The 24,717-nt window shown below is 69.2% G+C and carries 22 protein-coding genes; 14 read left to right on the top strand and 8 right to left on the bottom strand.

All coding sequences use genetic code 11. From position 1 onward, the window contains the following. Positions 1-125: 125 nt before the first annotated feature. Genes A5706_RS12730 through A5706_RS12720 form a run of 3 tightly spaced genes read left to right on the top strand, consistent with a single transcriptional unit; the run spans position 126 to position 2,477 of the window. Positions 126-1,277, top strand: a complete 1,152-nt coding sequence (locus A5706_RS12730; RefSeq protein WP_068131017.1) for a uroporphyrinogen-III synthase — start codon at positions 126-128, stop codon at positions 1,275-1,277. Beyond that, a complete protein-coding gene (locus A5706_RS12725; protein ID WP_068131015.1) occupies positions 1,268-1,996 on the top strand; it encodes a sirohydrochlorin chelatase in 729 nt (242 codons plus the stop codon). Before A5706_RS12730 ends, A5706_RS12725 begins: the two co-directional genes overlap by 10 nt. A gap of 31 nt (positions 1,997-2,027) precedes the next feature. Next, positions 2,028-2,477, top strand: a complete 450-nt coding sequence (locus tag A5706_RS12720; RefSeq protein ID WP_068131012.1) for a hypothetical protein — start codon at positions 2,028-2,030, stop codon at positions 2,475-2,477. Between the two features lie 9 nt (positions 2,478-2,486). Here A5706_RS12720 and nirD read toward each other — a convergent pair whose 3' ends face one another. Together nirD and nirB are read right to left on the bottom strand one after the other, a co-directional pair. Further along, entirely contained in the window at positions 2,487-2,852 is a 366-nt protein-coding gene (gene nirD, locus A5706_RS12715) for a nitrite reductase small subunit NirD (protein ID WP_068131009.1), read from the bottom strand. Positions 2,853-2,865: 13 nt separating this feature from the next. Beyond that, positions 2,866-5,430, bottom strand: a complete 2,565-nt coding sequence (gene nirB, locus A5706_RS12710) for a nitrite reductase large subunit NirB (RefSeq protein WP_082964334.1) — start codon at positions 5,428-5,430, stop codon at positions 2,866-2,868. A 214-nt stretch (positions 5,431-5,644) separates the two neighbouring features. Between nirB and A5706_RS12705 the strand changes: the two genes are divergently transcribed. The 5 genes from A5706_RS12705 (at position 5,645) to A5706_RS12685 (ending at position 10,214) form a co-directional block, all read left to right on the top strand. After that, positions 5,645-6,085: an Hsp20/alpha crystallin family protein gene (locus tag A5706_RS12705; protein WP_068131024.1), complete on the top strand. Its 441-nt coding sequence runs from the start codon at positions 5,645-5,647 to the stop codon at positions 6,083-6,085. A 207-nt stretch (positions 6,086-6,292) separates the two neighbouring features. Continuing rightward, complete coding sequence (locus tag A5706_RS12700) at positions 6,293-6,589, top strand: hypothetical protein (RefSeq protein WP_068131007.1); 297 nt, start codon at positions 6,293-6,295, stop codon at positions 6,587-6,589. Between the two features lie 89 nt (positions 6,590-6,678). Next, on the top strand, positions 6,679-7,506 hold the full coding sequence (locus A5706_RS12695) for a hypothetical protein (protein WP_068131004.1): 828 nt from the start codon (positions 6,679-6,681) through the stop codon (positions 7,504-7,506). Between the two features lie 42 nt (positions 7,507-7,548). Further along, complete coding sequence (locus A5706_RS12690; protein ID WP_068131001.1) at positions 7,549-9,465, top strand: fumarate reductase/succinate dehydrogenase flavoprotein subunit; 1,917 nt, start codon at positions 7,549-7,551, stop codon at positions 9,463-9,465. Continuing rightward, positions 9,465-10,214, top strand: a complete 750-nt coding sequence (locus A5706_RS12685; protein ID WP_068109427.1) for a succinate dehydrogenase/fumarate reductase iron-sulfur subunit — start codon at positions 9,465-9,467, stop codon at positions 10,212-10,214. Before A5706_RS12690 ends, A5706_RS12685 begins: the two co-directional genes overlap by 1 nt. Here the strand turns inward: A5706_RS12685 and A5706_RS12680 are convergent. Together A5706_RS12680 and A5706_RS12675 are read right to left on the bottom strand one after the other, a co-directional pair. Next, positions 10,211-10,699, bottom strand: coding sequence for a flavin reductase family protein (locus A5706_RS12680; protein ID WP_068131021.1), 489 nt, complete (start codon positions 10,697-10,699; stop codon positions 10,211-10,213). The genes A5706_RS12685 and A5706_RS12680 overlap by 4 nt on opposite strands. Before the next feature lie 5 nt (positions 10,700-10,704). Further along, positions 10,705-11,742 carry an isopenicillin N synthase family oxygenase gene (locus A5706_RS12675; RefSeq protein WP_068131019.1) on the bottom strand — a complete coding sequence of 346 codons (1,038 nt, stop codon included), beginning with the start codon at positions 11,740-11,742 and terminating at the stop codon, positions 10,705-10,707. Between the two features lie 190 nt (positions 11,743-11,932). Here A5706_RS12675 and A5706_RS12670 point away from each other — a divergent pair, with 190 nt between their 5' ends. Continuing rightward, positions 11,933-13,768 (top strand): acyl-CoA dehydrogenase, encoded by a 1,836-nt coding sequence (locus A5706_RS12670; protein WP_068130999.1) that lies wholly within the window; start codon positions 11,933-11,935, stop codon positions 13,766-13,768. Positions 13,769-14,043: 275 nt separating this feature from the next. On the opposite strand, the gene A5706_RS12665 is transcribed toward A5706_RS12670, so the two are convergent. Continuing rightward, a complete protein-coding gene (locus A5706_RS12665; protein WP_068130997.1) occupies positions 14,044-15,357 on the bottom strand; it encodes an acetyl-CoA C-acetyltransferase in 1,314 nt (437 codons plus the stop codon). A gap of 161 nt (positions 15,358-15,518) precedes the next feature. Here A5706_RS12665 and A5706_RS12660 point away from each other — a divergent pair, with 161 nt between their 5' ends. Beyond that, positions 15,519-16,883, top strand: a complete 1,365-nt coding sequence (locus A5706_RS12660; RefSeq protein WP_068130993.1) for a 3-oxoacyl-ACP reductase — start codon at positions 15,519-15,521, stop codon at positions 16,881-16,883. Further along, positions 16,883-17,728, top strand: a complete 846-nt coding sequence (locus tag A5706_RS12655) for a MaoC/PaaZ C-terminal domain-containing protein (protein ID WP_068130990.1) — start codon at positions 16,883-16,885, stop codon at positions 17,726-17,728. The genes A5706_RS12660 and A5706_RS12655 overlap by 1 nt, the downstream gene beginning before the upstream one ends. Here the strand turns inward: A5706_RS12655 and A5706_RS12650 are convergent. From A5706_RS12650 to A5706_RS12640, 3 genes are read right to left on the bottom strand one after another with little or no spacing between them, the layout of a single operon-like run. After that, positions 17,725-18,969, bottom strand: coding sequence for a chloride channel protein (locus tag A5706_RS12650; RefSeq protein WP_231985238.1), 1,245 nt, complete (start codon positions 18,967-18,969; stop codon positions 17,725-17,727). The two genes, A5706_RS12655 and A5706_RS12650, sit on opposite strands and share 4 nt — an antisense overlap. A gap of 25 nt (positions 18,970-18,994) precedes the next feature. Continuing rightward, positions 18,995-19,615 carry a TetR/AcrR family transcriptional regulator gene (locus A5706_RS12645; protein ID WP_068130983.1) on the bottom strand — a complete coding sequence of 207 codons (621 nt, stop codon included), beginning with the start codon at positions 19,613-19,615 and terminating at the stop codon, positions 18,995-18,997. A gap of 55 nt (positions 19,616-19,670) precedes the next feature. Then, entirely contained in the window at positions 19,671-20,816 is a 1,146-nt protein-coding gene (locus tag A5706_RS12640) for a glycoside hydrolase family 3 N-terminal domain-containing protein (RefSeq protein WP_068130980.1), read from the bottom strand. Between the two features lie 99 nt (positions 20,817-20,915). On the opposite strand from A5706_RS12640, the gene A5706_RS12635 reads away from it, so the two are divergent. The 3 genes from A5706_RS12635 to A5706_RS12625 form a co-directional block, all read left to right on the top strand. Continuing rightward, the gene (locus tag A5706_RS12635; protein WP_068130977.1) at positions 20,916-21,116 is read left to right on the top strand and encodes a DUF2613 family protein; all 201 of its coding nucleotides are present in this window, start codon (positions 20,916-20,918) and stop codon (positions 21,114-21,116) included. A 71-nt stretch (positions 21,117-21,187) separates the two neighbouring features. Then, a complete protein-coding gene (locus A5706_RS12630; protein ID WP_065443914.1) occupies positions 21,188-21,361 on the top strand; it encodes a DUF2613 domain-containing protein in 174 nt (57 codons plus the stop codon). A 70-nt stretch (positions 21,362-21,431) separates the two neighbouring features. Beyond that, on the top strand, positions 21,432-24,717 hold a 3,286-nt coding region (locus A5706_RS12625), incomplete at its 3' end, for an alpha-(1->3)-arabinofuranosyltransferase (RefSeq protein ID WP_068130974.1).

Below are 24,717 nucleotides of genomic sequence, written 5' to 3'. Positions count from 1 at the left end.
CCCAGCGCGCCGGAAACTGTCCCCGTTGCAGATCACGCGCGGGTGTGATGACTGGCGCAACAAGGGCAATGCTGCAGCAATTACGTGGTAACGCAGCGGAAACGTCGCAGGCATACACAGGTCTTATGGCTCAGCCGAGGTCCACGCCGCTGGCCGGCTACCGGGTCGCGGTTACATCATCCCGGCGCGCGGAGGAACTCTGCGCACTGCTGAGCAGGCAGGGCGCGGAGGTCTGCAGCGCGCCCGCGATCAACATGATCGCGCTTCCCGAAGACGACGAATTACAAAGCCACACTGAAGCTTTGATCGCGCAACCGCCCGACATCCTGGTGGTGCACACCGGCATCGGCTTCCGCGGCTGGCTGGCCGCCGCCGAGGGATGGGGGCTGGCCAACCAGCTGATCGCGTCGTTGTCGAAGACCCGGATCGTTTCGCGGGGGCCCAAAGGCACGGGCGCGGTGCGCGCCGCCGGGCTGCACGAGGAGTGGTCTCCTGAGTCCGAATCCTCACAAGAGGTGCTCGAGTATCTGCTCGAGTCGGGCGTGTCCGGGCTGCGCATTGCCATCCAGCTGCACGGCGCCGCCGACGCCTGGGACCCGTTCCCCGAGTTCATCGGCGGCCTGCGCTTCGCGGGCGCGGAGGTGGTCCCCATCCGGGTGTACCGGTGGAAGTCGACACCGTTGGGCGGCGATTTCGATTTGCTGGTGACCGGAATCGCGCGACGGCAGTTCGACGCGGTCACCTTCACGTCGGCGCCCGCGGCGGCGGCGGTGCTGGAACGCAGTCGCGACCTGGCCGTCGAGGACCAGGTGCTCGACGCCCTGCGCACCGACGTGCACGCGATGTGCGTCGGCCCGGTGACTTCCAAACCGCTGATCCGCAAAGGCGTCCCCACCTCCTCGCCCGCGCGAATGCGGTTGGGCGCCTTGGCCCGCCACATCGCCGAGGAGCTGCCGCTGCTGGGGTCGTCCACGGTACAGGTGGCCGGCCACACGATCGACATCCGCGGAACGTGCGTGCTAGTGGACGGCGACATCAAGCTGCTGTCGCCGTCGGGGATGTCGGTGCTGCGCGCGCTGGCGCAACGGCCCGGCGACGTCGTCGCACGTTCCGAGCTGTTGCGCGTGCTGCCCGGCAGCAGCAACGATCCCCACGCGGTCGACACGGCCGTGCTCCGGCTGCGAACGGCGTTGGGCGACAAGAACATCATCGCAACGGTCGTCAAGCGAGGCTACCGGCTTGCCATCGACCCGCCGGGCGGCGCCGAATGGAGCTGATCCTGGCCGCGCACGGCACCCGCAGACCGGGCGGCGTCGCGATGATCGGAGACCTCGCAGCGCGGGTGAGCGCACTGCTCGACCGCCGGGTGCAGGTCGCGTTCGTCGACGTGTTGGGCCCGACGCCCGGCGAGGTGCTGTCGCGGGCGGCGGCCACGGGCCGCCCAGCCGTCGTGGTCCCGGCCTTCTTGTCGCGCGGATATCACGTGCGCACCGACGTGCCCGCCCACGTGGCGGCCAGCGGGCACCCGAACGTCACCGTCGCGCCCGCGCTCGGCCCGAGTGGGGATATCGCGCGGATAGTCGCCGACCAGCTTGCGGAATCGGGTTGGCGCCTGGGTGATTCGGTGATCCTCGCGGCGGCCGGCACCACCGACGAAAGGGCGCGAGCCGACCTATACGTGACCGCGACCACGTTGTCCGCGCTGGTGGGATCGCGGGTGCGGCTGGGATTCGCGGCCACCGGCGGTCCGTCCGTGGCCGACGCGGTCGCCGCCGCCCGCCGCGGCGGCGCGAGTCGTGTCGTCGTCGCCTCCTACCTACTGGCCGACGGACTGTTCCAACAGCGCCTGCGGGCCAGCGGCGCCGACGTGGTCACCCAACCGCTCGGCACCCATCCCGGCCTGGCGCGCCTGATCGCGAACCGCTTCCGCCGCGCGGCGCCCGGACTTCCGGGGCGGCGAACCCAAGCGCCGCATGTGCTTTCGCGTCACGCTTGATCTTTGCTCGCATACCGACGATCCTGGCACCATGCCGCGTCGCGAAGAGCCATCGCGTGGGCTGCTCGACCCGGTGGCAAAGATGCTGCGGTTGCCCTTCGGCACACCGGAGTTCATCGACCGGATCGTCACCGGCGGTGTCAACCAGGCGGGCCGCCGGACGTTGTACATGCTGATCACCACCTGGGACGCGGCCGGCGGCGGCCCCTTCGCGGCCAGCGCGGTCGCGTCCACCGGACTGGCCAAGACCGCCGAGATCGTGCAGGGCATGTTCATCGGCCCGGTCTTCGGCCCGCTGCTGAAGGTCCTGGGGGCCGACAAGGTCGCGGTGCGGGCGTCCCTGTGCGCCTCTCAGTTGGTGGGTCTCGGCATCATGCGCTACGGGGTGCGCTCCGAACCGCTGCACTCGATGTCGGTGGAGGCGCTCGTCGACGCGATCGGCCCGACGATGCAGCGCTACCTGGTGGGCGATATCGGCTAGCGCGATCGGCTAAGTGACGATCCGCCCAATCTGGATGTGACCCTCGGGCGTGACCCGCGCCGGGTAAACCGGCACCGACACGCGGGGATCGTCGAGGCACGTGCCGTCCTCGAGCGCGAATGCCTGCTTGAGGATGGGGGATTGGACGGTGGCACGGCCGCCGCGGTCGCCGACGATGCCGCGCGAAAGCACCGCCGCGCCGGAGAACGGGTCGACGTTTCCGAGCGCGTGCACCGACCCATCGTCCAGCCGGAACAGCGCCGCCTGCGAGCCGTCGTCGAGGAGAACCCCGACCCCACGACCGGGAATCAGTTGGTCGTACGCGCAGGCGGTCGTCCACACCTGAATGTCTTGAGCGTCGTTGAGAAGTGTCATCGTGTCTCCTTGATTACGACCGAACCCGCGGCATGCCAATGGGCACAGGGACTTTGCGCCCGGCACGCTCGGTGAACGTCACCGTCGAGTCGACGGCGTCGGGGGCGTTGACGAAGGATACAAACCGCGACAGCTTGTCCGGGTCCTCCAGCACGCCCTTCCATTCGCACTTGTAGTTCTGCACATGCCGCTCCATTGCGGCCTCGAATTCCTCGGCCAGGCCCAGGGAGTCGTCGCACACGACCTCGCGCACGTGATCCAGGCCGCCGTCCAGCGATTCGACCCACGGCGCGGTGCGCTGCAGCCGATCGGCCGTCCGGATGTAGTACATGAGGAACCGGTCGATGTAGCGGACCAGCGTCTCGGTGTCCAAATCGCTGGCCAGCAGCTGAGCGTGCTTGGGCGTCATGCCGCCATTGCCGCCGACGTAGAGGTTCCACCCCTTTTCGGTGGCGATGACCCCGACGTCCTTGCTGCGGGCCTCGGCGCACTCGCGCGCGCAGCCGGAGACGCCGAGCTTGATCTTGTGCGGCGCGCGCAGCCCGCGATAGCGCAGCTCCAGATCGATGGCCAGTTGCACCGAATCCTGCTGGCCGTAGCGGCACCAGTCGCTGCCCACGCAGCTCTTCACGGTGCGCAGCGCCTTGCCGTAGGCGTGCCCGGACTCCATGCCGCCGTCGACCAGCCGCTTCCAGATCTGCGGCAACTGGTCCACGCGAGCGCCGAACAGGTCGATCCGCTGCCCGCCGGTGATCTTGGTGTAAAGCCCGAAGTCCTGCGCGATCTGCCCGATCAGGATCAGGTGCTCCGGCTTGATGTCACCGCCGGGGACCCGCGGGACCACCGAGTAGCTGCCGTTCTTTTGAATGTTGGCCAGGAAGTGGTCGTTGGAATCCTGCAGCGAGGCCTGCTCGCCCTCCAGGATGTGCTCCGAGCCGGTGGACGCCAGGATCGAGGCGACTACCGGTTTGCAGATGTCGCAACCCTTTCCGCGGCCGAAGCGCTCCAGCAGGCCCGAGAACGTCCGGATTTCGGTGGCGGTGATGATCTCGAAAAGCTCCGCCCGCGACTGGCTGAAGTGCTCACACAGCGCCTTGGACTGTTCCACGCCCTCGGCTTCGAGCAGTTGCTTCAGCAGCGGCACACACGACCCGCACGAGGTGCCCGCCGCCGTGCACGACTTGAGCGCGGGCACGTCGGCGCACCCGCCGGCGATCGCGCCCTTCAGGTCACCCTTGGTGACGTTGTTGCACGAGCAGATCTGCGCCGAGTCCGGCAGCGCCCCAACGCCCAGGCCCGTCGCGCCGTCGGCGGTGGCCGGCGCGATCAGCGCCAGCGGATCGCCCGGCAACTGGCTGCCGACCATCGGCCGCAGCACCCCGTACGTCGAGGCATCGCCCACCAGGACCCCGCCGAGCAGGGTCTTGGCGTCGTCGGAGAGCACCAGCTTGGCGTAGGTCCGGTTGACCGCGTCGTTGATGGCGACCTCGAGGCAGTTCTCGGTCGCCCCCATCGCGTCGCCGAAGCTGGCGACGTCGACGCCGAGCAGCTTGAGTTTCGTCGACATGTCCGCTTCGCCGAACTCCGCGGCGCCGCCCAGCAGCCGGTCCGCCACCACTTCGGCGGAGGTGTAGCCGGGCCCGACCAGGCCGTAGCACCGGCCCCCGATCGCCGCGACCTCGCCGATGGCGTAGATGTCGGGATCGCTTGTCCGGCAAGACAAATCGGTGAGCACGCCACCCCGCTCGGCACGCTCCAGCCCGGCGGCCGCCGCCAGCTCGTCGCGCGGCCGGATGCCGGCCGCGAAGATCACCACGCCGGCATCGATCAGTTCGCCATCGGTCAGGCACACCCGTGCCGACGTCGAGCCGTCCGGATGCGCGACGGCCTCGATCGACTCCGTGCCCGTCCCCACGTGCACGGCGATGCCGAGTTCGGTGACCATGCGGGCCAGCAGCGCGCCGCCGGCCTCGTCGATCTGCTGGGCCATCAACCGCGGCATCATCTCGACGACGTGGGTCTGCAACCCGAACTGGCGCAGCGCATTAGCGGCCTCCAGCCCCAGCAGGCCGCCGCCGATGACGACCCCGGCGGTCGCGTGCCCGGCCTGCAGCGTGCGCTGAGCGTCGGCGCGGATGGCGTCGAGGTCGTCGAGCGTTCGGTAGACGTGGCATTGCGGCAGGTCATGGCCGGGCACCGGCGGGACGAAGGCGTAGGACCCGGTCGCCAGCACCAGGGCGTCGTAGCCGTGCCGGTGACCATCGGCGGTCACGACGGTCTTTGTGTCGCGGTCGATTTCGGTGACTCGGGCGTTCAGCAGCAGCCGGACCCGGTCGTCGCCGGCGTAGTCGTTGCCCGGCAGCGCCAGCAGTTGGCGGTCCCAGCTCTCCGTGTAGGAGGTCAAGCCGACACGGTCATAGGCCGCGTCGGCCTCCTCCGCCAAAACCGTGATCCTCCAACACCCTTCGGTGTCGCGAGCTCGGAGCGCCTCGACCAGCCGGTGGCCGACCATGCCGTGCCCGACCACAATGACGTGACGCGCAGCACTGTCCGCGCACCAGTTTTCGGATTGGGCCATGCCACGAGGGTAGGGGCGGGAAATTAACTTGGAATCGCCCAATGTGACACCCACATGACGGCGCGCTCACACCTCACAACGACGGCTGTGAAGCTGTTCGCTGGCGGCGAACGCCCGAGTGGAACTTTAGCGTGGTCGACTCATGTTTGTAGAAATAGCCGGCCGGCAAGGCGCCGGTCACAGCAAACTCACAATGAAGCATAAGGAGATCCCCATGAGCAACCTCGCATTGTGGTCGCGACCGGCCTGGGACACCGACCGCTGGTTGCGCGACTTCTTCGGTCCCGCCGCGGCGACGGACTGGTTCAAGCCGGTGAGCAGCGGTTTCACCCCGGCCGCCGAGGTCGTCAAGGATGGCGACGACGCGGTAGTCCGCCTGGAACTGCCGGGTGTTGACGTCGAGAAGGATGTCAACGTAGAGGTCGAGAACGGCCGCCTGGTCGTTCATGGCGAACACCGCGACGAGCATGCGGAGGAGCAGCACGGCCGCACCCTGCGCGAGATCCGTTACGGGTCCTTCCGCCGGTCGTTCCAGCTGCCCACGCACGTCACCGGCGAGGCCATCACCGCCTCGTACGACGACGGCGTGCTGACCGTGCGGGTCGCCGGCGCTTACGCGGGAACCCAGCCGCGGCGCATCGCGATCACGAAGTAATTCCGCGACCAGACGCAAAAGCCCACGCGCGCAAGGTGTGTCGGGGGCTTTTGCGTCTTCTCGCCGTCCAGCCGGCAGCACGTCGACCGCTCGGCGGTCGTCTGGCCCGTCATGGTGTCCGGCATTAGGCCGAGACGGTCGCTACTATCGAGGGCGTACTGTGATCCGCAACACCGTCTGTCCCCTGGAAAGTACGTAGGAGATCCGTTGAGCACCACGACCGAACTCGCCGAACTGCACGACCTCATCGGTGGCCTGCGGCGGTGCGTGACCTCATTGCGGGCCCGGTACGGCGACAGCCCGGCGATGCGCCGCATCGTCCTGGACGCCGATCGAATCCTGTCCGACGTCGAGCTCCTCGACACGGATGTCTCCGAGTTGGACCTGGACCGCGCCACCGTGCAGCAGTCCGCCGAGAAGATCGTCATTCCCGACACCCAATACGACACCGATTTCTGGCGCGATGTCGACGACGAGGGTGTCGGGGGTCACAACAGGTCCTGACAACCTCGGACAACTTCAAGCCCCCCGCGAAGCAGGGGGTTTGCTCTGTGTACCCTTCGACAGACAGCCCGTTCGAAGAGGAACACTAGATGAGCGCACCCACGGCGAACCGTCCTGCGTCCGGTGTCTTTTCACCCACACGCGCCCGCATCCCGCAGCGGACCCTACGCACCGACCGGTGGTGGATGTCGCCGTTGCGGATCGACCTGGGCTTCGCGGCTTTCGTCATCTATGCGACGGCGCGCGCGTTCCAGCAGAATTACTTCTTTGTCCCCAAGTACCACTACCTGACGCCGTTCTACTCGCCGTGCGTCAGCAAGGCCTGCGGTGAGGCCGGCGACATCTGGCCGCAGTTCCTGCCCGACGTCTGGTGGCTGCCCTACGCGGCGCTGTCGCTGCCGTTCCTGCTGCTGTTCCGGCTGACCTGTTACTACTACCGGGGCGCCTACTACCGCACGGTGTGGCAGTCGCCCACCGCCTGCGCGGTGGCCGAGCCCCGCGTGCACTACACCGGCGAGACCAGGTTCCCGCTGATCGTCCAGAACACCCACCGGTACTTCTTCTACATCGCCGCCATCATCTCGGTCATCAACAGCTACGACGCGATCGTCGCGTTCCATTCCGACAGCGGGCCCGGTGGGTTCGGCTTCGGCCTGGGCAACCTCATCCTGCTCGGCAACGTCATCATGCTGTGGATCTACACGCTGTCCTGCCACTCGTGCCGGCACGTGACCGGCGGACGGCTCAAGCACTTCTCCAAGAACCCTGTGCGGTACTGGATCTGGACCAAGGTCAGCGCCATCAACACCCGGCACAAGCTGTTCGCATGGATCACGCTGGGCACCCTGATGCTCACCGACTTTTACATCGCGCTGGTGGCCAGCGGCACCATCCCTGACCTGAGATTTGTTGGCTGACAAGCCATTTCGCCGATTACAGAGAGAGCTGAGCGAGGTTTCATGGTTGAGGTCGAGCGGCATGCCTACGACGTAGTCGTCATCGGCGCCGGCGGCGCGGGATTGCGTGCGGTCATCGAGGCGCGTGAGCGGGGCCTGAAGGTCGCGGTGGTGTGCAAGTCCCTGTTCGGCAAGGCCCACACGGTGATGGCCGAGGGCGGGTGCGCAGCATCCATGGGCAACACCAACCCCAAGGACAACTGGAAGACGCACTTCGGCGACACCATGCGCGGCGGGAAGTTCCTCAACAACTGGCGCATGGCCGAACTGCACGCCAAGGAAGCCCCGGACCGCGTCTGGGAGCTGGAAACCTACGGCGCGCTGTTCGATCGCCTCAAGGACGGCAAGATCAGCCAGCGCAACTTCGGCGGGCACACCTACCCGCGGCTGGCGCACGTCGGTGACCGCACCGGCCTGGAGCTGATCCGCACCATGCAGCAGAAGATCGTCTCGCTGCAGCAGGAGGACTACGCCGAACTCGGCGACTACGAGGCGCGCATCAGGGTGTTCGCCGAGTGCACCATCACCGAACTGATCAAGGACGGTGACGCCATCGCCGGGGCGTTCGGCTACAGGCGCGAGAGCGGCAACTTCGTCCTGTTCGAGGCGCCGGCGGTGGTGCTGGCCACCGGCGGGATCGGCAAGTCGTTCAAGGTCACCTCGAACTCCTGGGAGTACACCGGCGACGGACACGCGCTGGCCCTGCGGGCGGGCGCGTCGCTCATCAACATGGAGTTCGTCCAGTTCCACCCGACCGGCATGGTGTGGCCGCCGAGCGTGAAGGGGATCCTGGTCACCGAGGGCGTTCGCGGCGACGGCGGGGTGCTGAAGAACTCCGACGACAAGCGGTTCATGTTCGACTACATCCCGCCGGTGTTCAAGGGCCAGTACGCCGAAACCGCGCAAGAGGCCGACCAGTGGCTCAAGGACAACGACTCGGCCCGTCGCACCCCGGACCTGCTGCCGCGCGACGAGGTCGCGCGCGCGATCAACTCCGAGGTCAAGGCCGGCCGGGGCAGCCCACACGGCGGGGTGTTCCTCGACATCGCGTCCCGGCTGACGCCCGACGAGATCAAGCGACGGCTGCCGTCGATGTACCACCAGTTCAAGGAGCTGGCCGGGGTCGACATCACCAGGGAGCCAATGGAAGTCGGGCCGACCTGCCACTACGTGATGGGCGGCGTGGAGGTCGACGCCGACACCGGCGCGGCGACCGTCCCGGGCCTGTTCGCGGCCGGCGAGTGCTCCGGCGGCATGCACGGCTCCAACCGGTTGGGCGGCAACTCGCTGTCTGACCTGCTGGTGTTCGGCCGGCGCGCCGGGCTGGGCGCCGCCGACTACGTGCGGGCGCTGAGCAGCCGCCCGACGGTTGCCGAGGAGGCTGTCGAGACCGCGGCCAAGCGGGCGCTGTCCCCCTTCGAGGGACCGACCGACGGCGCCCCGGCCGAGAACCCGTACACCTTGCAGCTGGAGCTGCAACAGTCGATGAACGACCTGGTGGGCATCATCCGCAAGGCGGACGAGATCTCCGAGGCCCTCGGCCGGCTCGACAAACTGCGCGAGCGGTTCAAGAACATTTACGTCGAGGGGCAGCGGCGGTACAACCCCGGCTGGAACCTGGCCATCGACCTGCGCAACATGCTGCTGGTCAGCGAATGCGTGGCCAAGGCCGCGCTGGAGCGCACCGAGAGCCGCGGCGGGCACACCCGCGACGACCACCCGTCGATGGACTCGTCCTGGCGCAAGGTGTTGCTGGTCTGCCGCGCAGCCGGCGGTGACGAGGTGATCCCCGACATCAGCATCACGCGCGAGGATCAGCTGCCGATGCGGCCCGATCTGCTGGAGCTCTTCGAGATCTCCGAGCTGGAGAAGTACTACACCGACGATGAGCTGGCCGAGCATCCAGGACGGAGAGCCTAATGACCTACAACGCGACGATGCGGGTGTGGCGCGGCGACGAGGCGGGCGGCGCGCTGGAGGACTTCACGGTCGAGGTCAACGAGGGCGAGGTGGTGCTCGACATCATCCACCGCCTGCAGCAGACGCAGACGCCCGACCTCGCGGTGCGGTGGAACTGCAAGGCCGGCAAGTGCGGGTCGTGCTCGGCGGAGATCAACGGCTACCCCCGCTTGATGTGCATGACCCGGATGTCCACGTTCGCCGAGGACGAGGTGGTGACGGTCACGCCGCTGCGCACCTTCCCGGTGATCCGCGACCTGGTCACCGACGTCTCGTTCAACTACGAAAAGGCACGCGAGATACCGTCTTTCGCGCCGCCCAAGGACCTGCAGCCCGGCGAGTACCGGATGGCGCAGGTCGACGTGCAGCGCTCGCAGGAGTTCCGCAAGTGCATCGAGTGCTTCCTGTGCCAGACCGTCTGCCACGTGGTCCGCGACCACGAGGAGAACAAGAAGGCGTTCGCCGGCCCGCGCTACCTGATGCGCATCGCCGAGCTGGAGATGCACCCCCTGGACACGCTGGACCGGCGCAACCAGGCGCAGGAAGAGCACGGCCTGGGCTACTGCAACATCACCAAGTGCTGCACCGAGGTGTGCCCGGAGAACATCAAGATCACCGACAACGCCCTGATCCCGATGAAAGAGCGCGTCGCCGACCGCAAGTACGATCCCGTGGTCTGGCTGGGTAACAAGCTGTTCCGCCGCGGCTAGGCGCCGAGCCGGCGGAACGTGCTGCGGTGAAACACGATGGGCGCCACCTCGGCGTCGACCGTCACCTCGTTGACGCGCAGCACCACGATGGTGTGGTCCCCCGCCGGGATCAGTTGCTCGATCGCGCTCTCCAGCCATAGGCCGGTGCCCTTGATGAAGACCGCGCCGCTGTCGTAGGACACCGTCTCCAGACCGGCGAACCGGTCGCCGGTCTTGGCCGCCAGCGTGCGGGCGGCCTCGTCATGGACCTCGCCGAGCACGCTGATGCCCAGCATCGGAACGCCCTTGAGCTTGGGCCATGTCGTCGAGGTGTTCTGCACGCAGAACGACACCAGCGGCGGCTCGAGCGAGACGGGGACGAAGGTGCTGGCGGCCAAGCCTTCTCGGATCCCCTCGACTTCGGCGGCGATGGCCACCACGCCGGACGGAAAGTGGCCGAAGGCCTCACGAAGTGTGGACGGTGTCAGGTTCTTGTTCGAGTTCACCGCGGTCATTCGCCCCTTGCGCCGAGAACGGAATTCTCGCCCCCGACCCTACCTGCCGAATATCCATGCGCCGAAGCCACATCCGGATGCGCCCGCAGTCTGCTCTTCCACGCGTTGCGGCCGTAGACGGAGAAGATCGGGTCCGACGGATCGTCCCTGTTGGCGGCGGCGAGTGCGCGCAATTCCTCGGGCAGCGACAGCACCGGGATCTGCGCGTCCAGTCGCGGGTTGAAGAAGTACGGCACCGAGATGCGCTCCTCGGCAGGGCCGCCCAGGTGCACCCGGTGCTCGGTGGCCCGCAGGTAACCGCCCGTCGCCACCTCGAGCAGCTCGCCGATGTTGACGATGAACGCGCCGTCCACCGGCGGCACGTCGACCCAGTCGCCGCCCCGGGCGGGGCGCACCTGGAGGCCGCGGCTGCCCGGCTCCGCCAGCAGCAGCGTGAGCACCCCGGCGTCGCGGTGCGCGCCCACGCCCTGGGGGCTGGCCGCGCGGGCGGGGTAGCGGATGATCTTGATCAGCGTGGCCGGCGCGTCGGCGAACGCGGCGTCGAACACGTCCGGCGGGCTGCCCAGCGACGCCGCCCAGTGCCGCAGCAAGGTGCGGGCCACCGCGGAAAGCGCGGCGTCCCACTCGCCGACGATCCCGGGCAACTCGGGCACGGCCTCGGGCCACTGATTCGGGCCCTGCAGCCACAGGTAGTCCGGCTTGCCGGGGCCGCCGATCGGGGGGCGTTCCGGGCCGAGGTCGATCTGCTCGCGCCAGTCCACCCGGCCGCGGGTGAGCTCGCCGCCCAGCCGGGTGTAGCCGCGGAAATGCGGGCTGCGGACCATGGCGATCGCGTCCTTGTCGGCCTCGGGGAGCGCGAACAACCGGCGCGCCGCGGCGAGCAGCCGGGCGGCGAGCTCCCCGGGCACGTCGTGGCCGACCAGGTAGAAGAATCCGATCTCGTGGGCGGCGTCGCGCAGGCCCTCCCGCAGCGCTCCGGGGGCGGCCCGAAGGTCCACCACGGGCAGCGCTGTGACGCGCCTCACGTCCGTCATGATCACATCATCTCCGCAGGTCGGGCGTGAAAACGGGGACTTCCCAACCGGTTGGTTAGTTAGGCGGTGGAATTTAGCTCACACTCGCTTGCCTCGGCGACAATAACGGTTATATCTTAGGGCAGTTACTGGTGGGTAACTTAGACCTAGTACCCAACCACAAGTGGCATTCTCAACGAGGAGGAACGTAGTGAGCCACTACAAGAGCAACGTCCGTGACCAGGTATTCAACCTGTTCGAGGTTTTCGGCGTTGACAAGGCATTAGGCCAAGGCGAATACAGCGACCTCGACGTCGACACCGCCCAGGAAATGCTGTCCGAGATCAGCCGCCTGGCCGAGGGACCGGTCGCGGAGTCGTTCGTCGAGGGCGACCGCAACCCGCCGGTCTTCGACCCCGAAACGCACTCGGTGACCCTGCCGGAATCCTTCAAGAAGTCGGTCCGCGCCGTCCAGGAGGCGGGTTGGGACAAGGCCGGCGTCGACGAAGCACTCGGCGGCATGCCGATGCCCAAGGCACTGGTATGGGCGCTGCACGAGCACATCCTGGGCGCCAACCCGGCGGTATGGATGTACGCCGGCGGCGCCGGGTTCGCCAACGTCATCTACCACCTCGGCACCGAGGAGCAGAAGAAGTGGGCCGCGCTGATCGCGGAGCGCGGCTGGGGTGCGACGATGGTGCTCACCGAGCCGGACGCCGGCTCGGACGTCGGCGCCGGGCGCACCAAGGCGGTGCAGCAGGAGGACGGCTCCTGGCACATCGACGGCGTCAAGCGGTTCATCACCTCGGGTGACTCCGGTGACCTGTTCGAGAACATCGTGCACCTGGTGCTGGCCCGCCCCGAGGGCGCCGGCCCCGGCACCAAGGGTCTGTCGCTGTTCATCGTGCCCAAGTTCCTGTTCGACTTCGAGACCGGCGAGCCGGGCGAGCGCAACGGCGCCTTCGTCACCAACGTCGAGCACAAGATGGGCCTGAAGGTCTCGGCGACCTGCGAGCTGTCGCTCGGCCAGCACGGCGTGCCCGCCAAGGGCTGGCTGGTTGGCGAGGTGCACAACGGCATCGCGCAAATGTTCGACGTCATCGAGATGGCCCGCATGATGGTCGGCACCAAGGCGATCGCCACCCTGTCGACCGGCTACCTGAACGCGCTGGAGTACGCCAAGTCCCGCGTGCAGGGCGCCGACATGACCCAGATGACCGACAAGACCGCGCCGCGGGTGACGATCACGCACCACCCGGACGTGCGCCGCTCGCTGATGACCCAGAAGGCCTACGCCGAGGGTCTGCGCGCGCTGTACCTGTTCACCGCGACCTACCAGGACGCGGCGGTCGCCGAGGCGCTACACGGGGTGGACGCCGAGCTGGCGGTGAAGGTCAACGACCTGATGCTGCCGGTGGTCAAGGGTGTGGGCTCGGAGCAGGCGTACGCCAAGCTGACCGAGAGCCTGCAGACCTTCGGCGGGTCCGGCTTCCTGCAGGACTACCCGATCGAGCAGTACATCCGTGACGCCAAGATCGACTCGCTCTACGAGGGCACCACGGCCATCCAGGCGCAGGACTTCTTCTTCCGCAAGATCGTCCGCGACAAGGGTGTGGCGCTGGCCCACGTGTCCGGGGAGATCCAGAAGTTCGTCGACAGCGAGTCCGGCAACGGCCGGCTCAAGACCGAGCGCGAGCTGCTCGGCAAGGCGCTGACCGACGTGCAGGCCATGGCGGCCACCCTGACCGGCTACCTGATGGCCGCGCAGGAGGACGTCACCAGCCTCTACAAGGTGGGCCTGGGCTCGGTGCGCTTCCTGATGAGCGTCGGCGACCTGGTCATCGGCTGGTTGCTGCAGCGTCAGGCCGCGGTCGCGGTGGCGGCGCTGGACGCCGGCGCCAGCGGCGCCGAGCGGTCCTTCTACGAGGGCAAGATCGCGGTGGCATCGTTCTTCGCGAAGAACTTCCTGCCCCTGCTGGCCGGCACCCGCGAGGTCATCGAGACGCTGGACAACGACATCATGGAGCTCGACGAGGCGGCGTTCTAGGCCCCTGCCTCAGCAAAAACCCCGCTTCCGGAAGGAAGTGGGGTTTTTGTTTGCGAGCAAAAAAGACCGCCGCTGGATCCCCTCACTCCAGCGGCGGCCCTTTTCGCCCCCCCGTCGCAGACCGGCGGTCGATTTAGGGGACGCCCCGTATTGCCGTCGGGGTCGGGGGGTCAGACCACAACACGGGGCTATCCGGACGGTCGGGTACCCGCGGGCCCGGATTCGTAACCGGGTGTGACCGAATTCATTCGCGCCCCGATGCTCGAGGCGGCCGGTCAGGCCTCCAGGATCGCGGCCACGCCCTGGCCGCCGGCCGCGCAGATGGAGATCAGCGCCCGAAGGGTGCCGCCGCCTTTCTGCTCGGCTTTCTTCTCGGCCAGCTGCTTGGCGGCCTGCGCCAGGATCCGCCCGCCGGTGGCCGCGAAGGGATGGCCGGCGGCCAACGACGACCCGTTCACGTTGAGCTTGGACCGGTCGATCGACCCGAGCGCGGCGTCGAGACCCAGCCGCTCCTTGCAGTACTCCTCGGATTCCCACGCCTGCAGGTGCGCCAGCACCACCGACGCGAACGCCTCGTGGATCTCGTAGAAATCGAAGTCCTGCAGGCTGAGTCCGTTTCTGGCCAGCAGGCGGGGCACCGCGTACGTCGGCGCCATCAGCAGCCCGTCGCGCCCGTTGACGTAGTCCACGGCGGCGGTCTCGGCGTCCACCAGGTAGGCCAGCGGCGTCAACGAGTGGGCGGCCGCCCACTCCTCGCTGGCCAGCAGCGCGACCGACGCGCCGTCCGTCAGGGGGGTGGAGTTGCCGGCCGTCATCGTCGCGTCGCCGTTGCGCACCCCGAAGACGGGACGCAGCGTCGCGAGCTTCTCGGTGCTGGCGTTGGCCCGCAGATTGTCGTCGCGGTAGAGCCCGAGGAATGGCGTCACGAGGTCGTCGAAGAAGCCCCGGTCGTAGGCGGCGGCCATGTTGCGGTGGCTGGCCACGGCCAGCGCGTCCTGGTCGACGCGCTTGATGCCCATCTGCTTGGCGGTGATGGCGGCGTGCTCGCCCATCGACAACCCGGTGCGCGGCTCGCTGTTGGCCGGGATCTCGATGCCCAGGGTCGCGGGCAGCGTGCCCACCAGCTTGAGCCGTTGCAGGTTCGACTTGGACCTGCGCAGCTTGAGCAGCTGGCGGCGCAGGTTGTCGCCCAGCCCGATCGGCGGGTCGGAGGTGGTGTCCACCCCGCCGGCCGCGGCCACCTCGTACCGACCGGACGCGACGCCGTCGGCCGCGGCGATCGCGGCCTGCAGCCCCGTCCCGCACGCCTGCTGGACGTCGAAAGCGGGCGTGTACGACGACAGCTCGGAGCCCAGCACGCATTCGCGGGTCAGGTTGAAGTCGCGGCTGTGCTTGAGCACGGCGCCGCCGACGACGACGCCGAGCCGCTCGCCGGCCAGCCCGAATCGGTCCACCAGCCCGTCCAGGGCCGCGGTGAACATGTCCTGGTTGGACGCCTCGGCGTATGCGCCGTCCGATCGCGCGAACGGGATGCGATTGCCGCCCAGTACCGCGACTGGTCGCCTGGTGTTAGAACTCGCTGGGGCCACTTTTCTCTCCGTGCATCTCCGGGTACATCACTTTTGAACCGGCCGTTGTTCGCCATAGTACCCACTGTCCTTACTCTGAAGTAAGTTCGTCCCGATACGGTTGGCGGATAACGGGCACGGCAGCGCTCGAAGAACCCGAATTGAAGATGGAAGGCAGCTCAGTGGCTCCAAAAGGCTCGTCCGATCTGTTCTCGCAGGTGGTCAACTCCGGCCCCGGATCGTTTCTGGCAAAGCAACTCGGCATTCCGCAGCCCGAGACGCTGCGCCGGTACCGGCCCGGCGAACCGCCGCTGGCGGGGTCGCTGCTGATCGGCGGCGAGGGCCGGGTGGTCGAGCCGCTGCGTGCCGCCCTGGATTCGGACTACGACGTGGTGGGCGCCAACCTGGGCGGCCGCTGGGCCGACAAGTTCGGCGGGCTGGTGTTCGACGCCACCGGCATCACGGCGCCGGCCGGGCTCAAGGGCCTCTTCGAGTTCTTCACCCCGGTGCTGCGCAACCTGGGCCACAACGCGCGCGTCGTGGTCGTCGGCACCACGCCCGACGCCGCCGCCGGCACCGACGAGCGCATCGCGCAGCGCGCGTTGGAGGGCTTCACCCGCTCGCTGGGCAAGGAACTGCGTAACGGGTCGACCGCACAGCTGGTGTACCTGTCGCCGCACGCGAAACCCGCCGCGACCGGCCTGGAATCCACGATGCGATTCCTCCTGTCCGCCAAGTCCGCCTACGTCGACGGCCAGGTCTTCTACGTCGGCGAGGCCGACTCCACCCCGCCCGCCGACTGGGAACGGCCGCTGGACGGCAAGGTGGCGATCGTGACCGGCGCGGCCCGCGGCATCGGCGCCTGCATCGCCGAGGTGTTCGCCCGCGACGGCGCCCGCGTCGTCGCGATCGACGTGGAGTCTGCAGCCGACGCCTTGGCCGAGACCGCCAGCCGGGTCGGGGGCACCCCGTTGTGGCTGGACGTCACCGCCGACGACGCCGTCGAAAAGATCACCGAGCACCTGAACGACCACTACGCCGGACACGCAGACGTCCTGGTCAACAACGCCGGCATCACCCGCGACAAGCTGCTCGTCAACATGGACGAGGCGCGCTGGGACGCCGTGCTGGCGGTCAATCTGCTTGCCCCGCAACGGCTCACAGAGGGCCTGGTCGGCAACGGCAGCATCGGCGAGGGGGGCCGGGTGATCGGCCTGTCGTCGATGGCCGGCATCGCGGGCAACCGCGGGCAGACCAACTACGCCACCACCAAGGCCGGCATGATCGGCCTGACGCAGGCGCTGGCACCGGGACTCTACGAGAAGGGCATCACGATCAACGCCGTCGCGCCGGGGTTCATCGAAACCCAGATGACGGCGGCCATCCCGCTGGCCACCCGTGAGGTCGGCCGCCGGATGAACTCGCTACTGCAGGGCGGCCAGCCCGTCGACGTCGCGGAGACGATCGCCTACTTCGCCAGCCCGGCGTCAAACGCGGTGACCGGCAACGTCATTCGCGTCTGCGGCCAGGCGATGTTGGGGGCATGATGAACCAGCCAAGCGGTTTGCGAAACATGCTGCGCGCGGCGGCCGGGGCGCTGCCCCTGCTGCCCCGCTCCGACCAGCTGCCCAGCCGCACGGTGACCGTCGAGGAACTGCCCATCGACCAGGCGAACGTGGCCGAGTACGCGGGCGTCACCGGCCTGCGCTATGGCAACCACGTGCCGCTGACCTACCCGTTCGCGTTGACCTTTCCCGCGATGATGTCGCTGGTGACCGGCTTCGACTTTCCTTTTGCCGCAATGGGTTCGGTGCACACCGAGAACCGCATCACGCAGTACCGCCCCATCGCCGTGACCGACACGGTCGGCGTGCGCGTGCACGCGGAGAACCTGCGCGAGCACCGCAAGGGCCTGCTGGTGGACCTGGTGACCGATGTCAGCGTGGGTAACGACATCGCGTGGCACCAGGCGACCACCTTCCTGCACCAGCAGCGCACCAGCCTGTCCGACGAGCCCAAGCCGCCGCCGCAGAAGCAGCCGAAGCTGCCCCCGCCCAGCACGGTGCTGCGCGTCAGCCCGGGCCAGATCCGTCGCTACGCCGCCGTCGGCGGTGACCACAACCCGATCCACACCAACCCGATCGCCGCCAAGCTGTTCGGGTTCCCGACCGTGATCGCGCACGGGATGTTCAGCGCCGCAGCGGTTCTGGCCAACATCGAGGCCCGAATTCCCGACGAGGCGCAGTACTCGGTGCGGTTCGGCAAGCCGCTGGTGCTGCCCGGCACCGCGGGGCTCTACATCGACCAGGGCGATGACGGCGGCTGGGATCTTTCCCTGCGCAACATCGCGAAGGGATATCCCTACCTGACCGGCAGCGTCCGCGCCCTCTAGCCCGTCCGCCCCGTCCTGCGGCCGACCGTAAGCACCTTCAATCCGTATGCGCCGCAGGCGGTCAGCAGGAACACCCCGAACAGCCACAGCGGCGGGTGGGCCAGCTCCCAGACGAAGATCGCCGCCCAGATCGGCGAGCCCTGGGTCACCGCGAGCACCCCGGCGGCCCCGGCCAGTGAGACGGCCGGGGTGTGCATATGGGTCCCGGCCGCCCAATTGACCGCCAGCACCAGGGCCGATCCCGCGGCCGCGCCGGTGGCCAGCGACGGGGTGAGCATTCCGCCGGCGCCGCCGGCGCGCAGGAACAGCGCCGTCAGCAGCGGTTTCAACACCAGGATGACCAGGGCCCCCGACAGGGTCATGCGGCTGGCAAGGCTCACGGTCAGGATGCTGCGGCCGTTGCCGGCCAACTCCGGCCACCAGTGCGAGCAGATGCCCATCACCAGGCCGGCGCCCGCCAGCGCCGGAATCAGGACCCACGACCGCATCACCCGGGCCGGCCGCGCGACCGCCATCAGCCACTTGAATGCCAATCCCACCGCGAGGGCGACCGGCGCCAGGATCAGCCCGTGCGCGGTCAGCAGGTACGACGATTCGGCGCTGGGCCAAGCCAGGATCGGCTGATCGTGGGTTTCGGCCGAGCAGATCGCGACGGCGAGGCTGGACGTGAGGCACGCGGCGCCCACCGCCCGCGGGTGCCAGGTGTTCAGCATGATCCGCACCGCGAACAGCGCGCCGGCCAGTGGCACGGCGTACACGGCGCCGAGGCCCGCGCCGGCCGCACAGGCCAGCAAGACCTGGCGGTCGTGGCTGGACAGCCGCTTCAACCACGCGGTGCCGAAATCGCCAAGGGCAGCGGCGAATTGGCGCGGGGCGCCCTCGCGACCCAGGGAGGCGCCGGAGCCGACCAGCAGCACCTGCAACACGGCGTCGACGCTCCACGCCAGCCGCGGAATCCGCTCGCGGCGGGCGATGGTCTGGGCCAGCGGCGGCACCGGGCTTCGGCGCCGCAGGATCCACCAACCAAGGCCCGCCAGCGCCCCGCCGACCATCGGCCCCAGCGCGCGGCGGACCGGGCTGCTGCCGGTGATCCCGGTCAGCAGCGTGCCGAAACTGTAGTGGTAGGTGACGTGCTCGACGAACCGCAGCACCTCCGTCGTCGCCAGCCCGGCGACCCCGGCCAGCAACCCGACGATGACGACCGCGCAAAAGAAGTCGAGGTTGCGAGCCGACGAGTGCACCCCACGAATGTAGGGGCTGTCCGGCTTATCCGGCTTGTGAGGCGGCTTCCCGATCCTCCGGCGCGCCGCGCAGACCGTGCCAGAACAGGTCGAACATCAGCTCGGCCGCCTCGTCGACGCCGATGTCGCCGGTGGACAGGCGGTTGGCCATCGCCTCGCCGCCGCCGACCAGCGCCACCGCCATCATCTGATACTCGGCGTCCGAGCGGGGGGTGCGGCTGCCCGCCCGCATCAGCTCGGCCACCAATTCGATGATCTGCTCGCGTCCCTCGCGCACCGTGTGCGCGAACGCCTGCGAGCTGATGGCCTGGGTGTACATCACGATCCAGGACGCGCGGTTGGCGTCGATGTAACGCATGAACGACCCGATAGCGTTGCGCAGCAAGTCCTTTGGGCTCTGGGCGAAGTTGATGTCGGCGCGCACCGCGTCGACGAACCGCCCCAGCTCGCGGTCCAGGCAGGCGCCGAACAGGTCCTCCTTGGAGCCGTAGTACAGGTACAGCATCGGCTTGGAGATCTGCGCCTCGGCGGCGATCGCGTCCATCGACGTCTCGTGATAACCGTTGACGGAGAACATTTGCACGGCGGCGTCAAGCATCTGCTGTTCGCGGACGGCACGCGGTAACCGCTTGGTACCACCCGCCATCGTTGTTGCCTCTCTAGCCGCCAATCTGACTACAGGGTAACGAGGATGCGGCGCATTAGTGGCCACACGTTCGATTGGCGCCCTTCATCGTCGCCACCCGCACCACCGACGCGTCGACCGCCGGCATCGGCAGTTCGCCGGCGGCCACGGCCTTTTCCAGCCGGTCCAGGACCGCTGGCACCTCTTCGATGCTGACCCACAGCGCCACGTCGGTACCCGCCTGCAGCGCGCGCAGCACCGCCTCGGACACGCCGTAGCGATCGGAGATCGCGGCCATGCTGGACAGGTCGTCGCTGAACACCGGGCCGTTGAAGGGCGGGGCGCCGTAGCCGGTGCCATCGCGCAGCAACTGCACCGCGGCCCGGCTCAGGCTGGCGGGTTCGTCGCCGGTCAGCCCGGGGACCTGCAGGTGACCGATCATGACTGCGACCGGGAGCTGGGCCACCAGCGTCCGATATGGCACGAGGTCGCTGGTCTGTAGGTCGCTCAGCGGCGGTGTGACGACACCGCCCTTGTGTGAATCGCCCGAACCGTGTCCGTGGCCGGGGAAGTGCTTGAGCACCGGTAGCAGCCCGGCGTCGCGCAGGCCCTGCGCGTAGGCCCCGGCGTAGGCGGTGACGGTGTTCGGGTCCGCGCCGAACGAGCGGTCACCGATCACGCCGTCCGGGGCATCGGTGACGTCGACCACCGGGGCGAAGTCGATGGTGATGCCCAGGTCGCGCATCTTCTTGCCGCGCTCCATTTCGAGGTCATGTACTTGCTGGACCGTCTGCGTCTGCGCCAGCTGCCGGGCCGACGGGGCCGCCCCGATCAGCGACTTCAACCGCGACACCCGGCCACCTTCTTCGTCGACGCCGACCGCCAGCGGCAGGGGCCCCGCGCTGTGGGCGACCTCGGCCAGCCCGCCCTTGAAAATCGAGAGGTCGGTCCAGCCGCCGATGATGATCCCGCCGACGTGGGAGTCATTGACTACGGTTCGGGCTTCGTCGGCGTTGCGCACGCCCACCATCAGCAGTTGTGCCAGCTTGTCGCGGGTCGACAGCGCGGCCGGCACGGCCGTCGGATCGGCGCATACCGGCGGCGCGGGGGCGGCGGCCGGCTTGCTCGACGAGGCCGCCGGCGGACGGGCGGGATGGTGGCCACAGCCGGCCAGCAAGGCGGTCGCGGCGACGAGCACGGCCAGGATGCGGGGGAAGGGCATCGGGCCATGTTGTCACGGCGGGCGTTTCGTCCCGTGCTCCAGGGGGCATCGCCGGTAGGTTGGCAATCAGCCCATTTGCCTGGCAGGGAGGAACCGGCGATGGCCGGGTTTTCGTTGGTCGCTGCGGCCAGCATCGCGGTGGGGTTGTCGCTCGGCGCCGCCGCGACCGTCGGCGTGACGCTGGCGATGGACGACCACAAGACGGTGCCGGTGCAGACCGCGCCGCGCACCCCCGCCGGGCCGTATCTGGTGAATTACGGCTCTCGCTGCTGGCATGGTCATTGCGTGCCGTGGCCCTGACTCGCCGGCCCGGCCGGCGTGCGCCGTTCTGCTAGGTTGGCGCTAGTCCCCGAAACTCCAGGAGCCGTTTCATGAACCGGATCATCGCGCCCGCCGCCGCGAGCGTCGTGGTTGGTCTGTTGCTGGGCGCGGCCGCGATCTTCGGGATCACCTTGATGGTGCAGCAGGACACGAAGCCGCCACTCCCCGGGGGCGATCCGCAGTCGTCAGTGCTCAACCGGGTCGAGTACGGCAACCGTAGCTAGCCGCGCGACGGGCGCGACGTGTGCCGAGCCCGCGGCACCGGCCCCAGTTGCGCCGCTCTCCCGCCGGTGGTTGCTGTTGGTCGGTGCCGTCGCGCTGGCGCTGACGTTCGCGCAGTCGCCCGGGCAGGTCTCCCCCGACACCAAGCTTGACCTCACCGCCAACCCGCTGCGCTTCCTTGCCCGCGCGACCAACCTGTGGAACAGCGAACTGCCGTTCGGCCAGGCGCAGAACCAGGCCTACGGCTACCTGTTTCCGCACGGCACCTTCTTTCTGGTCGGCCACGCGCTCGGGGTGCCGGGCTGGGTGACCCAGCGGCTGTGGTGGGCGTTGCTGCTCGCGGTCGGGTTTTGGGGGCTGCTGCGGGTGGCCGAGGCGCTGGGCATCGGCAGCCCGTCGTCGCGGGTGATCGGCGCGGCGGCGTTCGCGCTGAGTCCGCGGGTGCTGACCACGCTCGGCTCGATCTCGTCGGAAACCCTGCCGATGATGCTGGCGCCGTGGGTGTTGTTGCCGACGATCCTGGCGCTAAGGGCCGCCGGCGACAGGTCGGTACGGGTGCTGGCCGCGCAGGCCGGGCTGGCGGTCGCGCTGATGGGCGCGGTCAACGCCATCGCGACGTTGGCCGCTTGCCTGCCGGCGGTGATCTGGTGGGCGTGTCACCGCCCGAACCGGTTGTGGTGGCGCTACACGGCGTGGTGGGCACTGGCGCTTGGCCTGGCCACGCTGTGGTGGATGGTGGCGCTGGTCTGCCTGCGCCACGTCAGCCCGCCGTTCCTGGACTTCATCGAATCCTCCGGCGTGACGACGCAGTGGTCGTCGCTGACCGAGATCCTGCGCGGCACCGACAGCTGGACCCCGTTCGTGGCGCCGACCGCCACGGCCGGCGCGCCGTTGGTGACCGGGTCGGCGGCCGTCCTGGCTACCTGTCTGGTCGCGGCGGGCGGCCTGGCCGGGCTGGCCAGCGCGGGAATGCCGGCGCGGGGACGGCTGGTGACCATGCTGCTGGTCGGCGTGGTCTTGATGGCCGTCGGTTACAGCGGCGGGCTGGGGTCGCCCTTCGCCCACGAGGTGCAGGCCTTCATGGACGCCGCCGGCGCGCCGCTGCGCAACGTGCACAAGCTGGGACCGGTGATCCGCATCCCGGTGGCGCTGGGCGTCGCGCAGCTGCTGGGCCGGGTCGCGCTGCCGGGCAGCGCGCCGCGCGCGGCGTGGCTGCGCGCGTTCGCCCATCCCGAGCGCGACAAGCGGGCCGCGGTGGCGGTCGTGGTCCTGACGGCGCTGATGGTCAGCACCTCGCTGGCGTGGACCGGCCGGCTCGCCCCGCCGGGCACGTTCGGCGCGATCCCGGCGTACTGGCACCAGGCCGCCGACTGGCTGGACGAACACAACACTGGGACACCGCTTTCCGGGCGCGTGCTGGTTGTTCCCGGGGCGCCCTTCGCCACCCAGTCGTGGGGCACCACCCACGACGAGCCGCTGCAGGTGCTCGGCCACAGCCCGTGGGGCGTGCGTGACTCCATCCCCTTGACCCCGCCGCAGACCATCCGGGCGCTGGATTCGGTGCAACGGCTGTTCGCCGCCGGGCAACCCTCGGTTGGCCTTGCCGATACCCTTGCCCGCCAAGGCATTTCGTATGTCGTGCTGCGCAACGACCTGGATCCGGAGACGTCGCGCTCGGCGCGCCCAATCCTGGTGCACCGCGCCGTCGATGGCTCGCCGGGGCTGCAGAAGGTGGCCCAGTTCGGCGCTCCCGTCGGGCCCGGCACACTGGCGGGCTTCGTCACCGACGGCGGCCTGCGGCCGCGGTTCCCGGCGGTCGAGATCTACCGCGTCGCGGTTGCCGGTGATCCCGGCGCGCCCTACTTCGTCGACGCCGACCGGCTGCCCCGGATCGCGGGCGGCCCCGAGGTGCTGCTGCGCCTGGACGAACGGCGACGGCTGCTGGGCCAGCCGCCGCTGGGCCCGGTGCTGATGGGCGCCGACGCCCGCGGTGCGGGCCTGCCCGCGCCCCTCGTGACTGTTACCGACACCCCTGTGGCCCGCGAAACCGACTACGGCCGCGTCGACCAGCATTCGTCGGCCGTCCGGGCGGACGGCGACGCGAGGCACACCTTCAACCGCGTCCCCGACTATCCGGTCCCGGGCGCGGACATGGTTTTCGGGGCCTGGAACGGCGGACGCATCACCGTGTCGAGCTCGTCGTCGGACTCCACCGCCATGCCCGACGTCGCGCCGGCGACCTCCCCCGCCGCGGCGATCGACGGCGACTCGGCGACGGCGTGGGTGTCCAACGCACTGCAGGCCGCCGTCGGGCAGTGGCTGCGGGTGGACTTCGACCACCCGGTGACCAATGGCTCCCTCACCATCACGCCGAGCGCCACCGCCGTCGGCGCCCAGGTCCGCCGCATCCTGGTCGAGACGGCCAACGGCAGCACCACCCTGCGGTTCGACGAGCCCGGCAAGCCGCTCGCGGTGGCGCTGCCGTACGGCGAAACACCGTGGGTGCGGATCACCGCCGCCGGCACCGACGACGGCTCCCCCGGCGTGCAGTTCGGCATCACCGACCTGTCGATCACCCAGTACGACGCGTCCGGCTTCGCCCATCCGGTCAGCCTGCGGCACACCGTGCGGGTGCCCGGGCCGCCGCGGGGCGCGGCGGTCGCCGCGTGGGACCTGGGATCGGAGCTGCTCGGCAGGCCGGGTTGCGCGGCGGCGCCCGGCGGTGTGCGCTGCGCGGCGTCGATGGCACTGGCTCCGGAGGAGCCGGTCAACTTCAGCCGCACCCTCACCGTCACGGACCCGGTATCGGTGACGCCGATGGTGTGGGTGCGGCCACGGCAGGGGCCCAAGCTGGCCGACCTGATCGCCGAGCCGAATACCGTTCGGGCCCAAGGCGATTCGGACCTGGTCGACATCCTCGGGTCCGCGTTCGCGGCGACGGACGGCGACCCGGCCACCGCGTGGACCGCGCCGCAGCGGGTCGTGCAGCACAAGTCCCCGCCGACGCTGACCCTCACCCTGCCGCGGGCCACCGAGGTCACCGGGCTGCGCGTGGCGCCCAGCGGGTCGACGCTGCCGGCGCACCCGACGGTGCTGGCGGTCGACCTGGGCGACGGCCCGCAGGTCTGGAAGCTGAAACCGGGCGAGCCGCAAACGCTTTCGCTCAAACCGCGGGTGACCGACACCGTCAGCATCAGCCTGCTCGACTGGGAAGACGTGATCGACCGCAACGCCCTGGGCTTCGATCAGCTCAAGCCGCCGGGCCTGGCCGAGGTCGCGGTGCTGGGCGCCGACGGCAACCCGATCGCGCCCGCCGACGCCGCCCGCAACCGGTCGCGGGAGATCACCGTCGGCTGCG

The sequence above is a fragment of the Mycobacterium sp. E796 genome, assembly GCF_001672815.1.
Classification (GTDB): Bacteria; Actinomycetota; Actinomycetes; order Mycobacteriales; family Mycobacteriaceae; genus Mycobacterium.
This window is presented reverse-complemented; position numbering and strand designations above follow the sequence as displayed.